Origin of the sequence: Citrifermentans bremense R1, assembly GCF_000426865.1 — a bacterium.
In the GTDB taxonomy this organism is placed as follows: domain Bacteria; phylum Desulfobacterota; class Desulfuromonadia; order Geobacterales; family Geobacteraceae; genus Geomonas; species Geomonas bremensis.
Window position 1 is genome coordinate 135144 of record NZ_AUGE01000006.1, and the last position, 13398, is coordinate 148541.

A 13398-nucleotide genomic window follows, 5' to 3' on the forward strand; every position below is an offset into this window, starting at 1 on the left:
AGAAATGGAAAATAACATCTCAGCTGTTGATGGAGTTTCATATCCCAAGTGACCTCTAGTCCTGTGCAAACTCGCGCACAGACTTGCTTCCCCCTTTGATGACCTCCATCGTAAACTTAGCGGGTTCATGTGGGGGCGCCGGCTTGGCGACCGCCACCTTGGTGCGGGTTGTAGCACGTCGGACCATCTCGGGGCGCGTCGGCGTCTCGATTCCCCCCAGCGCCTTGGACACCGTGGCGCCCTTCGTGTCGATGGAAGCAACATCGATGACGTTCCTGAGGAGTAATTGGAGGGATCCCTTCTTAGTGCCGACGATGAGCTTTTCAGCCTCTTCGGGAGTCACATCCAGCGTTACCGTCGGCACAATCCCCGGCTTGCCACCTTCCTTTTGTTCGGTGACCTGCCCGGTTGCCAGCACTGGAACGTTCTGCAGGATTATCTTGCTGATGTTGTCCCGTTCGTTGGTGCTTCCTGGTCGCGGTATGGTGAGAAGGACATCGACCCTGCTGTTGGGGGTGATGAAACCCGCAACCCCTGCCACCTCGTTGACGGAGACCGTCACCGCACGGTGTCCGTCAGGCACGATGTAGGTCATAATGCCGCCGGAAGACTTGAGCGGCATGAGCTTGTTCTCCGTTATGACTTCTCCCGCGCTCAAGGGACGCACCACGACCCGCCCTACCAAGGGCTTGTAGTCCTGGTATCCACCTGCTGGCAAAGCATCCTTAGGCCACGTCGCCAGCTTGACCTGGGCGGCATCCAGCTTTGAGCCTAGGGGAAGATCCACGGCAGCGGATGCTATCGGCACACCCTCGTATGGCTTGTTTGCCTGCTTCTTGAGATAGTTGTTCGCCAGAAGGGTTGCGAGTCCGCCAAGCAAGAGCGCAACTATGGTTACCGTGGTCATGGCACTCGGTCTGGTCATGGTCCCTCCGAATTTTTTTACTGTTATCCCCTACTCATAGAACATTGATGCCTGGCCCGTTAAAGTGATGTTCAAGGTAGAGGTAACGGGATACATAAATACGAAATCGTAAGGCACTGTTACCGTTATGGTGCTCACTCCATGTTGTGGCGGCGTAGATGTAGACTCTATGGCGATAGCTTCCGGCGTGACAGGAAAGGTGCACGCATCCTTAACATGCCCTCTCAAGGTTGTCAGCGCAGGATCGACAGTAGGGTCAGTAGATGTGACGGATGCTCTGCGGGCACCCTCGCGTGCAGCGTTGGTAAGGGCATTCTTTATGTAAAAGGCCCTACCGAATTCTGTTATGCCGAACACTATAAGAAGCAAGAGTGGGAGTAGGAGTGCCAGTTCCACCATCGCCTGTCCTTTTTGGTCGCTCTGCTTCATAGCTCGCCTCTAGAATCTGTGGATTAGGGAGGAAAGAACGGTAGCCGTCTTTCCTCCCTTTGACGCAGGCTCTTACCCTAAGGAATAGCCACCGCGATTTTGCTGAAAGTAGCGCTGACATCGGTACCGACAGTTGTTACAACTCCAATGCACACCGCCGCGATAAGCGCCAACATCAGCCCATACTCAACCATCGTGGCGCCTTTTTGGTCCTGCAACTTCGAACGCATCTGGACGTACATCTTGGTAAGCTTTTCCATGTGTCATTCTCCTTTTTCAGTTAGTTGCGTTGACGTTTTGTCTCTAAAAGCGGCCCCATGCCGTTCCAGGAGATGTAATGCCCCCCCTAACACCATCACAATTCACTAACTCAAGAACAAACCACAACTCAGTTCAGAAAAAACCTCACACCGACCAGCCCCACAAAAGATATCGGATCGTATTCTGCTACGGTCGTCCCCCCCGATTTCAGATCAACATCTGGAAATATCAGGCCTCGCAAGTCCAAGTTCAAAGCTATATGTCTGGATACAAAGTAATCGCCGCCCACATTCACATGTCCTCCGACCACGGTGTCCGCCTTCCCCTTGTTACCGCTAAAATCCTTCACCGAGGAGAGAAGGACATCCACCCCGCCCCCCAAATACGCGGCGATATCTTCCGATACGTTGTTACGCAGTTGCAGCCCCAGCGAGACGTCTACGTTTTCAATCTCCAACGCCTTGACTCCAGCATTCTTGTAGTCCCGTGGTGCGAGGTAGAGCGCACCGGCTTCGATGGCCACGTTCCTGGTCAGGCCCAGGATCAACCCGCCGCCGCCGGCGAATGTCGAGCCCGAGCTGAGCTTTTCATCAGAGAGCGAGTTGGACGCGACGAAGTCCCGTGAGTAGTTGCTAGTTGCGACAGTGGCGAATCCTAGCTGCCCAGTGATGCCAATCCGCCCCGCGATGCTTTCAGCATCGGCTTTGGCGGAAGTAACAGCTAAAAGCGTGATCGCAAACAGTACGCTCCACTTTTTCATAGGTGGCCCCTTTGAATTCTCAAGACATTCGAATATGGGATGGGTTATGAATCCGCGGCTTATCTGGTTACAGATGCCGATGCAGTATTGCCTGCAGCATCCGTAACTGAAATTGATACAGGTGCCGTCCAGGCAGAGCTATCTACCAGATGAGCGGTCACGCTGGAGCCGTCGGGCAATAGAAGGGCATTTACCAATGGAGGGTTACTACTGGAAACCGAGTATGGCTTGATACCGCCGGTGATGGTGAAGTTTAGATCGGTAGACGATCCAAAGCTGGACGTGCCGGGGGCGATGGTGAGCGGAACGTATTTGGTGGTCATGGAAACGACAAACCCGGTGTAGGTCAGCAGTGCAGGCACACCCGAAGCTTCGCTGGTGACTGCTTTGTAGATGATCGAGTCAGTGTGGGTGACGCCTTGTGGAGGTGCGGTTATGGTCACGCCCACGTTGAAAATACCCTTACCGGCCGAATCGGTTATCACTGTCGGGTTTTTAAAGATGGTGGAGGCCTTCCCGGTTAACTGGTTGTCAACCGAGATTGTTACCGGAACCCCCACACGCGGATTACCGTTAGCGTCCGTCAGCTTGATGGGAAGCTGCTGCATGAACTCGAAGGTGTCTCCTGCGAAGTTGGCATCTACGATTTTGTCCAGGGTAACGAGTGTACCGTCCGGATCGGTTGGACCTTTGGAAGTGACAAACTCAATAATGCCTTTGCCTCGCACTATTTGGAAAGTCGTATAGGCACGGATGTGTTTCCCGTTAACTGTGGTTTCCGCCATCAGGATGACGTTGGTCGTGCTGAGCACGTTGCCTGGCGATACGATGCTCACCGCTTTTCCGTTGGAATCGGTAGTGACCGTAGTAAGAGCGGGATCTACAGTGGCCGGCCCTGCGGCAACGCTGAAGGCGACCGGAAGGTTCTCAACAGTTGCACCGTCTGAACCTTGAATGTTTGCTGTAGCGAGCAGTTGCCCGACATTCGCATCCAACGATGGCCGGTCGACCGCGAGCGCGATGGCAAACTTGCCTGTAGCACTGGATGTATTATTGAAGGAGGGAGGAGCCGAGGCTGAAACTTGACTGGGTGCCGGAGCAGGATTGAAGCTGCCATTGCTGGAACTGCCACAACCGCCTAAAACTAAACAGATAGCAGCCCACACTGTTATAAAAACAGGCTTTAGATATTCCATTTCTCAACCCCCCCTCAAAAAATAGGCATTCAATAACAACAGGTATTACGGTGGAGCTTTGCTAAGAGCTTGTTCACGTCAGTGAAAGATTGTTAATTTTTCTGACTGAGTGTGAATTTATCCGACATTATTTTTTTCGCAACCTTGACTGTGTTCCCGATGCGGATGTCCTTTGAGTGCAGCAGTATCGGTAACTGTGCAAATTTGTGGGGAAAACAAGCAGAAAATTTATATTCTGGCGACGAGTTACAAGGGGATTCTATTATCGATATAAGATAAATGATGGCTCCTGAATGCACCGAATGCCTAACTGGCATCTCAGGCTTATAGTGAGAGAGGGTAGCTTTAGAAGGGGGGAAAAGTGCGATGGAAGGGGAGGGATTTATCATTATGTTTGGATCTCACCCGGTCTAGGGATGGTCCGAAAGCTATCAAATCCGATAGCACGAAAAGGACTGTCCTGGAAAAGTTCTGCGTGGGGAGGAGGGGGGGACACAAGCCAGGCTGTCTAGGACTTGAATATGACGCAAGCGAGCTTGCGGTGCAGATGATGGAGGTGGGTTATTTTTTAGGTGTATGAAATGGTTGATTCAGATTTTGAACCCAGCCTTTTTCAGGAACTCTGCTTTTTCCGGCGGCGACATCTTATCCACGAAATAGCGGATCGTGTAACCCCCGACAAGCTTGCACCTGTTTAAGGCGTCACCCACACTCTCCGCACTGGGGGTACACCCTGTTCCCATAAGCATGGCCATTCCGGCGAATACCAGCAGCACTCTTTTCATGATTCCATCCTTTGCTCCAACCGCGGCCGCTCTCTTTTCCGGTGCATAGGCGCGTTGAAACTATTCTAGTATGCCTGAGGGATACGCCCCTGAGAGTAGTCTAATGTGTCATCGCCTACCACTTTGCTCTTATGAACTCAATTCCTTTAATGTTTTCGAGAACAAAGCGAAACCGTTGCGGTATTAATTTCGTCAGCCGATGTCATAACATGGCGGCGCGGCGCGCCTGGGAAGCTCTCATGTTGACCCGGTACCAATAAATGTTATAGGGTATCAGCGGAAGCAGGACAGCGGAGGCGAGATCATGCAAAAAAACACCAGCGTCACTCTTGGCGCACACTATTGAGGGTGAGGAAAGCGGCACTGCTGATTATTCCCTGGAGAGCTTACTTTCGGATCTTGACGATGAAGGGACGCAGTCATAAAGATAAGAGGAGCTTGTTGCGGTATGAATAACGCGGAAAGAAAAAAAGGCTTACAGTCATTGACTGTAAGCCTTTTTCTATTATGGAGGCGGCAATCGGATTTGAACCGATGAGTGAAGGATTTGCAGTCCTTTGCCTTACCACTTGGCCATGCCGCCTTGTGCATCGAAGGAGCCCGTTTATAACCTGAAACATTCTCTGTGTCAACGGGAAATTTCTACTTGGCTATGACCCTGACGAACTTATTGAGATAGTCGACACCGGACCAGATAGTTATCACAGTTGCGATCCAGAGATAGAACATTCCGACGTTATGCATGTTCACTACCAGCAGGGGGTGGTCGATGGAAAAGAACCAGCGGTAGTCGTAGTGCAGCAACAGGCCGATGATGGCGACCAGCTGGAAGATGGTCTTGAACTTCCCCAAATTGCTCGCGGGTATCACGATCCCCTCGGTAGAGGCGATGCCGCGCAGCCCGGTGATGATCATCTCCCGCCCGAGGATCACCAGCACCATCCAGGCCGGAACCCGGTCGAAGGGAAGGATCATGATCAGGGCGGCCATGACGATCAGCTTGTCGGCGATCGGGTCCAGGAACTTCCCGAATACGGTGACGATTCCCATGCGGCGGGCCAGGTAGCCGTCCAGCCAGTCGGTCACCGACGCCGCGGCAAAGAGCGCCGCGGCCCAGAAGCAGGGCTCGCGCTCAGGCGACAGGAGCAGGACGCACAGAATCGGTATCGCCGCGATCCGCACCATGGTGAGGATGTTGGGGATGTTCATTATCTTCGCTGGGGGGGGGGAGGACATGCTGTCTGCCTTTATCGCTATCTGTAGTTGTTCCGGTAACTCAACACTTTGGCCACGTAACTCTGCGTTTCCTTGAAGGGGGGGATGCCGCCGTACTTGGCGACGGACCCCATACCCGAGTTGTAGGCGGCCAAGGCCAGCGACTCGTCTCCCTTGAAGGTGTCCAGGAGGAACCTCAGGTAGCGTACCCCGCCGCGGATGTTGTCGGAGGGGTTGAAGCAATCCGAGACCTTGAGCCCCTGGGCGGTCTTGGGCATCAGCTGCATGAGCCCCTGGGCCCCCTTGGAGGAGACGGCGGAGGGGTTGTACCCGCTTTCGGCATGGATCACGGCTTTCACGAGCGAGCTGTCGACGCCGAACTCGCGGGAGCAGGAGTTGATTATGGGCTCGAATTCTGCGGGGTTCCTGGCGTAGCCGGGGAGCTTGAAGGCGGTCCTTAGTTTCTTGTCCTTCTTTATGTCCCTCATGAACACCTTGAACCGCTTGTCGGTAGGTGCGTCGGTGAAGTGCAGGGTCCCGTCGGGATCCTCATAACGGTATATGTCGGCACGGGCCGGGGCGAGGGGGGCGCTGGAGAGCGCCAGCAGCGTCGCCAACCCCGCAAAAAGCAGTCGTTGAGACCTACAGGGCATGAGCTTCCTTTTTTAATGGGTGAGAGAAATCAGCCACCGGAAATATAGACCAATAAGCATGATAATTCAAGGTCTAATGTGAACCCAAGGGGCGATAACCTGTCAAAAGTCTTGACAAAAATGCCGCGGAGATCAATAATTTGCCGGTTTTTCAATCAAACGGCCGATTCAAGGCTAGCGGGGGAGTTATGAAGGTGCAGAGTGATTTTCTGGTCATTGGCAGCGGCATCGCGGGGCTTTCCTTCGCGCTGCAAGCGGCGGCTCACGGTACGGTCGCCCTGCTTGCCAAACGTGATATAGCGGAGACCGCTACGAACTACGCCCAAGGGGGGATCGCGTCGGTTTCCTCGAACGAGGACTCCTTCGACGCCCACGTGCAGGACACCCTGGTTGCGGGCGCCGGCATCTGCCACGAAGACGTGGTGCGCCTGGTGGTCGAGGAAGGACCGCAGGTGATCGCCAACCTCATCGAGTGGGGGGTGAAATTCACCAGGAACACCAGCGGCGAGGCCTACGACCTCACCCGGGAGGGGGGGCACAGCCAGCGGCGCATCCTGCACGCAGCCGACATCACCGGCCGGGAGATCCAGCGCGCGCTGGTCGAGGCGGCCCACGCCCACGACAACATCACCATCTACGAAAACCATGCGGCCATCGACCTGATCACCGAGTCGAAGGTGCTCAAGAAGAAAACGGAGCAAAACCGCTGCCTGGGCGCCCACGTACTCGACGTGAAGGCGGGGGTTGTGAAGACCTTCAGCTCCCGCATCACCCTTTTGGCCTCCGGAGGGGCTGGGAAGGTCTATCTGTATACCTGCAACCCGGACATAGCCTCCGGCGACGGGGTTGCCATGGCCTACCGCGCCGGCGCCACCATCGCCAACATGGAGTTCATGCAGTTCCACCCGACCACTCTGTTCCACCCCAACGCTCGCTCCTTCCTGATCTCGGAGGCGGTACGCGGCGAGGGGGCGATCCTCAAGCGCCGCGACGGCACCGCCTTCATGGAGCGCTACCACCACCTCAAAGACCTGGCCCCCCGCGACATCGTGGCCCGCGCCATCGACAACGAGATGAAGACCCACGGCGACGACTGCGTCTACCTGGACATCAGGCACCGAGGCGCTGAATACATCACCTCCCGCTTCCCCAACATCTACCAGACCTGCCTCGACTACGGCATCGACATGACCAAGGAGATGATCCCGGTCGTGCCTGCGGCGCATTATCTGTGCGGCGGGGTGGCGGTGGACAAGAACGCCGAGACCGACGTGAAGCACCTCTATGCCATCGGCGAGGTCGCCTTCACCGGCCTGCACGGCGCCAACCGGCTCGCCAGCAACTCCCTTCTGGAAGCGGCCGTCTACGCCGGGCGCGCCTTCCACCACGCCGTCGAAGTCTTGAAGGGGGGAGGCTTTCCCTCCTACGCCATCCCGGAGTGGGACAGCGGCACCGCCACGAACTCCGACGAAATGGTCGTCGTCTCGCAGAACTGGGACGAGATCAGGCGCTTCATGTCCAACTACGTGGGGATCGTGAGAAGCGACAAGAGGCTTGCGCGCGCCATGCACCGCATCGAGCTGATCCAGGACGAGATCGAGGAGTACTACTGGAACTTCATCGTCACCTCGGACCTGATCGAGCTCAGGAACATCGCCACCGTCGCCCAGCTCATCGTCACCTGCGCCCAGATGAGGAAGGAGTCGCGCGGGCTCAACTACAACATCGATTACCCGAACGTGGACGACGCCAACTGGAAGTGCGACACCTTCGTCAAGAAGCAGTTCTGAGGAAGACATGACCATAGACGAGATCAGGCAGGAGATAGACCGGCTGGACAGTGAACTGCTGCGTATTTTCAACGAGCGGGCCTCTCTTGCCCTGAAAATCGGTGAAATCAAGAAGGGTCTCGATCTGCCGGTCTACGACCCCGCGCGGGAAAAGCGGATCTTCACCAGGATGAGCGCTGAAAACAGCGGTCCCCTGGACGACCAGGCCATCGTGCGGCTCTTCGAGAGGGTGGTCGACGAGTCCCGCCGCCTGGAGCGGATCAAGACCGCAGGGGATCACTGAGGCAACAGGAGGTTCAAGTGCTGATAGTAATGCGCAAGACGGCCGACGAAGGGGCGCAGGACACCATAAAGGCGTACCTCATCGACCGCGGTTTCGACATACATCAATCCACCGGCGCCAACCGCGTCATCATCGGCGTGATCGGCGACACGGAGAGCATACCGGAGGCGGAGATAGCGGCGTTCCCGGGGGTGCTGCAGGTGGTCCGGATCGCCAAGGAAGAGTGATGCGCCTGAACATCAACGCATACCTCTCCGAGTCGCACAAAGGCGACGGCAAGAGCTTCGAGGAGAAGCGCGGCGCCTACTTCGCCGCTGCGCGCGAGTTCCTGGAACACTTCAGGGAGGAGTCCAAGCGCGGCCACCGCGAGGGGGAGGACGGCATCTCGGTGGTGCAGTCGATCACGGCGATGACGGACGCACTGGTGGTCCGGCTCTTCACGGCGCTCTCCGACGACCTGCAGATGCATAAGACCGGGCAGCTTGCGCTGGTGGCGGTCGGGGGGTACGGCCGGCGCGAGCTGAACCCTTACTCCGACCTGGACCTGATGTTTCTCTACAGCGGCAAGGAGTCCAAGGTGGTGGAGGAGGCGGCCAACCGTCTGCTCTATTTCCTGTGGGACCTGCGCCTGGACGTCGGCTACTCGGTGCGCACCCTTTCTGACTGCGTCGAGATGGCGGGGGGGGACCTGACCGTCAAGACGGCGCTTCTGGATGCGCGCCTTCTGACCGGGAGCGAGCAGCTCTATAACGACCTGAAGAAGCTGATGGTGACCCAGGTGCTCTCCAAGAGAAGCGACTCCTTCATCTCGGCGAAGCTCGACGAGCTCAAGAAGCGGCGCGAGAAGTACGGCTCCAGCGTCTATATCCTGGAACCCAACATCAAGGAAGGGGAGGGGTGCCTGCGCGACCTGCATACTGCGATGTGGGTGGCGAAGATCAAATACAAGGTGGACGAGCCGCGCGAGCTGGTGATCAAGGGGGTGCTTTCCGAGGAGGAGCTGGGGCTCTACTACAGCTCGCTCAACTACCTCTGGCGCATCAGAAACGAGCTCCACTACTTGGCCGGCAGGAAGAACGACCAGCTTACCTTCGACGCGCAGACCTCCATCGCCCGCTTCTTCGGCTACGAAGACAGCGGCAAGACCCTGGCGGTCGAGCAGTTCATGCAGGACTTCTACCTGCACGCCAACCGCGTCGAGCATTTCTCGTCTTTATTGATCACCAAGTGCATCCAGCGCGACGACGGCAAGCGCAAGATCCTGGGATACTTCACCCGCAGGCCGGTAGGCGACGGCTGCTACGTGGTGAAGGGCGAGCTGGTGGTCCCCGACGAGTCGGTGATCGCCAAGGAGCCGGTCCGCCTGATGCGGATCTTCGAGCATGCCCAGAAGCAGGGGGTGACGCTGGCCCTTGGTACCAAGCGGCTTGTGCGTGACAGTCTGGACCTGGTGAACGACAAGTTCCGCCGTTCCAAGGAGGCCGGCACCTCCTTCGTCAATATCCTGCAGTCCGAGAAGGGGCTTGCCGAGACCCTGCAGCAGATGCACCACCTGGGGTTTTTGAACCGTTTCATCCCGGAGTTCGAGCGGATCTACTGCAAGGTGCAGCACGACGCCTACCACATCTATACGGTCGATACCCACACGCTCTTCGCCGTCGAGGAGATCGTCAAGCTGTGTCGCGGCGACCATGCGGATACCCTGCCGCTTTTGACCCAGCTCGCCCGGGAAGTGGACAAGCGCTGGCTGCTGATACTGGCGGTGATGCTCCACGACGTCGGGAAAGGTGGCGGGGGCGGGCACGCCGAGATCGGCGCCGAGCTCTCCAAGACCATCGCCAGGCGGCTGGGGCTTACCCGCGAGGACACCGAGAGGCTGCAGTTCCTGGTACGGCACCATCTGCTCTTGGCCCACATAGCCCAGCGGCGCGACCTGCACGACGAGAGGATGATCATCCAGTTTGCCCGCCAGATGGAGAAGAGCGAGAACCTGAAGATGCTTTATCTGCTCACCTACGCGGACATCAAGGCGGTGGGGCCCGAGGTTTGGACCGAGTGGAAGGCGCTTCTCCTGCAGGAGCTCTACGAGAAGGCGTTCCGGGTGCTGGAGCGCGGCGACTTCAAGCTCGAGGCCTCCGGAGACCGGGTGCGCCGGGTGAAAAAGACCGTCTTCGAGCTTTTGGCCGACGACTACCCGGGCCAATTGGTCAAGGACGAACTGCAGGCGCTCTCCACCAGGCATCTCCTTTCCTATTCCCCCGAGGTCATCGCGGCGCATGTCCGGACGCTCTTGAGGCTCCCGAAGGATCAGCTGGTGGTCCAGCTCGCCCACGAGGTGGACAAGGGGTACACCAACTGCACCGTCTGCACCTATGACGTTCCCGGTCTTTTCTCCATGATCACCGGTGTCGTTGCGGCCAACGGCATGAACATCCTCGGCGCCCAGATCCACACCAACACCAACGAGAAGGTACTGGACATCCTCCAGGTCGGCTCCCCCCAGGGGTTCGTCATCACCGAAGAGAGCCGCTGGACCCGTTTCCAGAACGATCTCAGGCAGGTGCTGGAAGGGAAGGTGAAGGTGAGCGCCCTGGTGGCGAAAAGGCACCGCCCGAGCATCCTGTCCGAGAAGGCCAAGCCGACCGTTCCGGCACGGGTGGAGATCGACAACGAGGTCTCCTCCGACTACACGGTCATCGACATCTACGCCCACGACAAGATCGGGCTTTTGTACGGCATCACCAGCACCCTGACCCGGCTCGGGCTCTACATCGGCGTCTCCAAGATCTCCACCAAGGTGGACCAGGTGGCCGACGTCTTCTACGTGAAGGACATCTTCGGGCAGAAGATCATGAACCCCGGCAAGCTTGAGGAGATCCGCAAGGAGCTCCTCGACGCAGTCGACGGCTAGTGGACCGCTACCTCGATCTTTTTCTGAACTACCTCCTGGTGGAGAAGGGGGCGGCGGCGAACACGGTCTCCGCGTACAGCCGCGACCTGAGCCGTTATCTCCTTTTTCTGGGCGAGCGGGAGCCGGACGGCATCCGCCCGAGCGACGTCACCGGATTTCTGGCCAAGCTGAAGGGGGAGGGGATAGCCCCCAGGAGCCGTGCCCGGGCACTTTCGGCCCTGAGGATGCTGCACCGTTTCCTGCTCCGGGAGGGGTATAGCGAGCTGAACCCGACCGCCATCGTAGAGGCCCCCAAAGGGGTGCGGAAGCTGCCGGCGGTCCTTTCCGGGCGCGAGGTCGAGGCGCTTTTGAGCTCACCGCTCGACACCGGCGCCCAGGAGCTGCGGGACAAGGCGATGCTGGAGCTTTTATACGCCACCGGGCTGCGCGTCTCCGAACTGGTGGGGTTGAAGCTTAGCGAGGTGAACCTTTCCGCCGGCTACCTGATGACCATCGGCAAGGGGGACAAAGAGAGGCTGGTGCCGATGGGCGAGAGCGCCTGCCATGCCACCGGGGTCTATCTGCAGCAGGCGCGCGGCGAGCTGTTGAAGGAGAAGGCGAGTACGCTTCTTTTCCTGAGCCGGCTGGGCGGTGGAATGAGCCGCCAGGCCTTTTGGAACATCATCAAGAAAAGGGCGTTGCAGGCCGGGGTGAGGACGAGCATATCGCCGCACACCCTGCGTCACTCCTTTGCCACGCATCTTTTGGAGAACGGCGCCGATTTAAGGAGCGTGCAGATCATGTTGGGTCACGCCGACCTTTCCTCCACCCAGATCTACACCCACGTGACCCGCGAGAGGATGAAAAAGCTGCATGCCGAGTATCACCCGCGGGGGTAGGCGGAAAGTCGGCAGAGGTCCATAGGGTCCATAAAGTCCATCAGGTCCACAGAATAACCACCAACCAAAGCAGCAAAAAAGGAAAGCCAATATGAAGTACGTAGTTCTTCTGGGCGACGGGATGTCGGACCAGGCTGTCGCCGCTCTCGACGGCAAGACGCCGCTGCAGGCGGCGAAGACCCCCAACATGGACTTCATGGCCAGACGCGGGAAGCTGGGGCTCGCCCACACGGTTCCCGAGGGGTACCCACCCGGAAGCGACGTCGCCAACCTCTCCATGTTCGGCTACGACCCGGTTCAGTGCTACACCGGCCGCTCGCCGCTGGAAGCCGCCAGCATGGGGGTCGAGCTCGGCCCCGACGACGTCGCCTTCCGCGTCAACCTGGTGCACCTTGAGGCCCGCGGCGGCAAGCTCATCATGGAGGACTACTCAGCCGGCCACATCACCACCGAAGATGGCCGTGAGCTGATCGAGGAGCTGCAGCGCCAGTTGGGGGACGAGGAATTCTCCTTCCACCCGGGGGTCAGCTACCGGCACCTGATGGTCTGGCACAACGGCAAGAGCCAGATCAAGGCGACCCCGCCGCACGACATCACCGGTCAGGACATCATCTCCCACATGCCGTCCGGGGAGGGGAGCGACCGCCTCATCTACATCATGAACTCCGCGCAGATGATCTTTCACAACCACCCGCAGATGAAGCGGCGCTCCGCCAAGGGCGAGATCGCAGCCAACTCGATCTGGCTCTGGGGGCAGGGGAAGGCGCCGGCGATGGAGGAGTTCGGCCCCAAGTTCGGCCTCACCGGCGCCGTCATCTCCGCCGTAGACCTGATCAAGGGGATCGGCGTCTATGCCGGGCTCGACATCATCAACGTCCCCGGGGCCACCGGCTACCTCGATACCAACTTCGACGGCAAGGCCCAGGCCGCCATAGAGGCGCTGAAAGAGCGCGACTTCGTCTTTGTGCACGTGGAGGCGCCCGACGAGGCTTCCCACTCGGGGAAACTGGCCGACAAGATCAAGGCGATCGAACTCTTCGACGAGAAGGTGGTCGGCCCCGTGCTGGAGGGGGTCAAAAAGTACGGCGAGTACCGCATCCTCTGCGCGCCGGACCACCCCACGCCGATCGCGCTCATGACCCATACCTCCGACCCGGTCCCCTTCGTCATCTATGCCGGCGAAAAGGACGAGAAGCGGGAAGTGGCAGGGTACGACGAATCCTCCGCCGCCGCCACCAAGCTCAAGGTCGACCCCGGCTACAAGTTGATGGAACTCCTCCTGGGGCGCTAATACCCGCCTGGCAGCGCTGCC

General features: G+C 58.2%; 14 protein-coding genes and 1 tRNA gene. 6 read left to right on the forward strand and 9 right to left on the reverse strand.

Annotated features, from left to right (window positions below):
• Positions 1 to 55 precede the first annotated feature (55 nt).
• The 9 genes from cpaB to K419_RS0106900 all read right to left on the reverse strand — a co-directional run bounded on the left by cpaB (position 56) and on the right by K419_RS0106900 (position 6224).
• Positions 56 to 925: a Flp pilus assembly protein CpaB gene (cpaB, locus tag K419_RS0106860; protein ID WP_026840941.1), complete on the reverse strand. Its 870-nt coding sequence runs from the start codon at positions 923 to 925 to the stop codon at positions 56 to 58.
• A 30-nt stretch (positions 926 to 955) separates the two neighbouring features.
• A complete protein-coding gene (locus K419_RS21730; RefSeq protein ID WP_051292914.1) occupies positions 956 to 1354 on the reverse strand; it encodes a TadE/TadG family type IV pilus assembly protein in 399 nt (132 codons plus the stop codon).
• Positions 1355 to 1431: 77 nt separating this feature from the next.
• The gene (locus K419_RS21735; RefSeq protein ID WP_035496964.1) at positions 1432 to 1614 is read right to left on the reverse strand and encodes a Flp family type IVb pilin; all 183 of its coding nucleotides are present in this window, start codon (positions 1612 to 1614) and stop codon (positions 1432 to 1434) included.
• Between the two features lie 128 nt (positions 1615 to 1742).
• Positions 1743 to 2375: an outer membrane beta-barrel protein gene (locus K419_RS22765; protein WP_051292916.1), complete on the reverse strand. Its 633-nt coding sequence runs from the start codon at positions 2373 to 2375 to the stop codon at positions 1743 to 1745.
• 59 nt (positions 2376 to 2434) lie between these two features.
• Positions 2435 to 3571, reverse strand: a complete 1137-nt coding sequence (locus tag K419_RS0106880; RefSeq protein ID WP_156912184.1) for a hypothetical protein — start codon at positions 3569 to 3571, stop codon at positions 2435 to 2437.
• Positions 3572 to 4161: 590 nt separating this feature from the next.
• Positions 4162 to 4356 (reverse strand): DUF2314 domain-containing protein, encoded by a 195-nt coding sequence (locus K419_RS0106885; RefSeq protein WP_026840943.1) that lies wholly within the window; start codon positions 4354 to 4356, stop codon positions 4162 to 4164.
• Between the two features lie 508 nt (positions 4357 to 4864).
• Positions 4865 to 4939: transfer RNA gene (locus K419_RS0106890), tRNA-Cys, on the reverse strand.
• 59 nt (positions 4940 to 4998) lie between these two features.
• Positions 4999 to 5592 carry a CDP-diacylglycerol--glycerol-3-phosphate 3-phosphatidyltransferase gene (gene pgsA, locus K419_RS0106895; RefSeq protein WP_012530304.1) on the reverse strand — a complete coding sequence of 198 codons (594 nt, stop codon included), beginning with the start codon at positions 5590 to 5592 and terminating at the stop codon, positions 4999 to 5001.
• 17 nt (positions 5593 to 5609) lie between these two features.
• Positions 5610 to 6224 carry a lytic transglycosylase domain-containing protein gene (locus K419_RS0106900; protein ID WP_012530305.1) on the reverse strand — a complete coding sequence of 205 codons (615 nt, stop codon included), beginning with the start codon at positions 6222 to 6224 and terminating at the stop codon, positions 5610 to 5612.
• A 188-nt stretch (positions 6225 to 6412) separates the two neighbouring features.
• Here K419_RS0106900 and nadB point away from each other — a divergent pair, with 188 nt between their 5' ends.
• The 6 genes from nadB (at position 6413) to K419_RS0106930 (ending at position 13377) form a co-directional block, all read left to right on the forward strand.
• Positions 6413 to 8014, forward strand: coding sequence for an L-aspartate oxidase (gene nadB, locus K419_RS0106905; protein WP_026840944.1), 1602 nt, complete (start codon positions 6413 to 6415; stop codon positions 8012 to 8014).
• A gap of 7 nt (positions 8015 to 8021) precedes the next feature.
• A complete protein-coding gene (locus K419_RS0106910; protein ID WP_026840945.1) occupies positions 8022 to 8297 on the forward strand; it encodes a chorismate mutase in 276 nt (91 codons plus the stop codon).
• Between the two features lie 17 nt (positions 8298 to 8314).
• Entirely contained in the window at positions 8315 to 8524 is a 210-nt protein-coding gene (locus K419_RS0106915) for a hypothetical protein (RefSeq protein ID WP_012530308.1), read from the forward strand.
• The gene (gene glnD, locus K419_RS0106920) at positions 8524 to 11208 is read left to right on the forward strand and encodes a [protein-PII] uridylyltransferase (protein WP_026840946.1); all 2685 of its coding nucleotides are present in this window, start codon (positions 8524 to 8526) and stop codon (positions 11206 to 11208) included. Before K419_RS0106915 ends, glnD begins: the two co-directional genes overlap by 1 nt.
• The gene (gene xerD, locus K419_RS0106925) at positions 11208 to 12086 is read left to right on the forward strand and encodes a site-specific tyrosine recombinase XerD (RefSeq protein ID WP_026840947.1); all 879 of its coding nucleotides are present in this window, start codon (positions 11208 to 11210) and stop codon (positions 12084 to 12086) included. The genes glnD and xerD overlap by 1 nt, the downstream gene beginning before the upstream one ends.
• A 91-nt stretch (positions 12087 to 12177) precedes the next feature.
• Positions 12178 to 13377, forward strand: a complete 1200-nt coding sequence (locus tag K419_RS0106930) for a cofactor-independent phosphoglycerate mutase (RefSeq protein WP_026840948.1) — start codon at positions 12178 to 12180, stop codon at positions 13375 to 13377.
• The last annotated feature ends 21 nt before the right edge of the window (positions 13378 to 13398 follow it).

What these genes read in the sequence shown, in the direction of transcription:
- nadB (WP_026840944.1), top strand. Translation starts at nt 6,413, where the DNA reads ATGAAGGTGCAGAGTGATTTTCTGGTCATTGGCAGCGGCATCGCGGGG.
- K419_RS0106885 (WP_026840943.1), bottom strand. Translation starts at nt 4,356, where the DNA reads ATGAAAAGAGTGCTGCTGGTATTCGCCGGAATGGCCATGCTTATGGGA.
- glnD (WP_026840946.1), top strand. Translation starts at nt 8,524, where the DNA reads ATGCGCCTGAACATCAACGCATACCTCTCCGAGTCGCACAAAGGCGAC.
- cpaB (WP_026840941.1), bottom strand. Translation starts at nt 925, where the DNA reads ATGACCAGACCGAGTGCCATGACCACGGTAACCATAGTTGCGCTCTTG.
- pgsA (WP_012530304.1), bottom strand. Translation starts at nt 5,592, where the DNA reads ATGTCCTCCCCCCCCCCAGCGAAGATAATGAACATCCCCAACATCCTC.
- K419_RS0106910 (WP_026840945.1), top strand. Translation starts at nt 8,022, where the DNA reads ATGACCATAGACGAGATCAGGCAGGAGATAGACCGGCTGGACAGTGAA.
- K419_RS0106880 (WP_156912184.1), bottom strand. Translation starts at nt 3,571, where the DNA reads ATGGAATATCTAAAGCCTGTTTTTATAACAGTGTGGGCTGCTATCTGT.
- K419_RS21730 (WP_051292914.1), bottom strand. Translation starts at nt 1,354, where the DNA reads ATGAAGCAGAGCGACCAAAAAGGACAGGCGATGGTGGAACTGGCACTC.
- K419_RS0106930 (WP_026840948.1), top strand. Translation starts at nt 12,178, where the DNA reads ATGAAGTACGTAGTTCTTCTGGGCGACGGGATGTCGGACCAGGCTGTC.
- K419_RS21735 (WP_035496964.1), bottom strand. Translation starts at nt 1,614, where the DNA reads ATGGAAAAGCTTACCAAGATGTACGTCCAGATGCGTTCGAAGTTGCAG.
- K419_RS0106900 (WP_012530305.1), bottom strand. Translation starts at nt 6,224, where the DNA reads ATGCCCTGTAGGTCTCAACGACTGCTTTTTGCGGGGTTGGCGACGCTG.
- K419_RS22765 (WP_051292916.1), bottom strand. Translation starts at nt 2,375, where the DNA reads ATGAAAAAGTGGAGCGTACTGTTTGCGATCACGCTTTTAGCTGTTACT.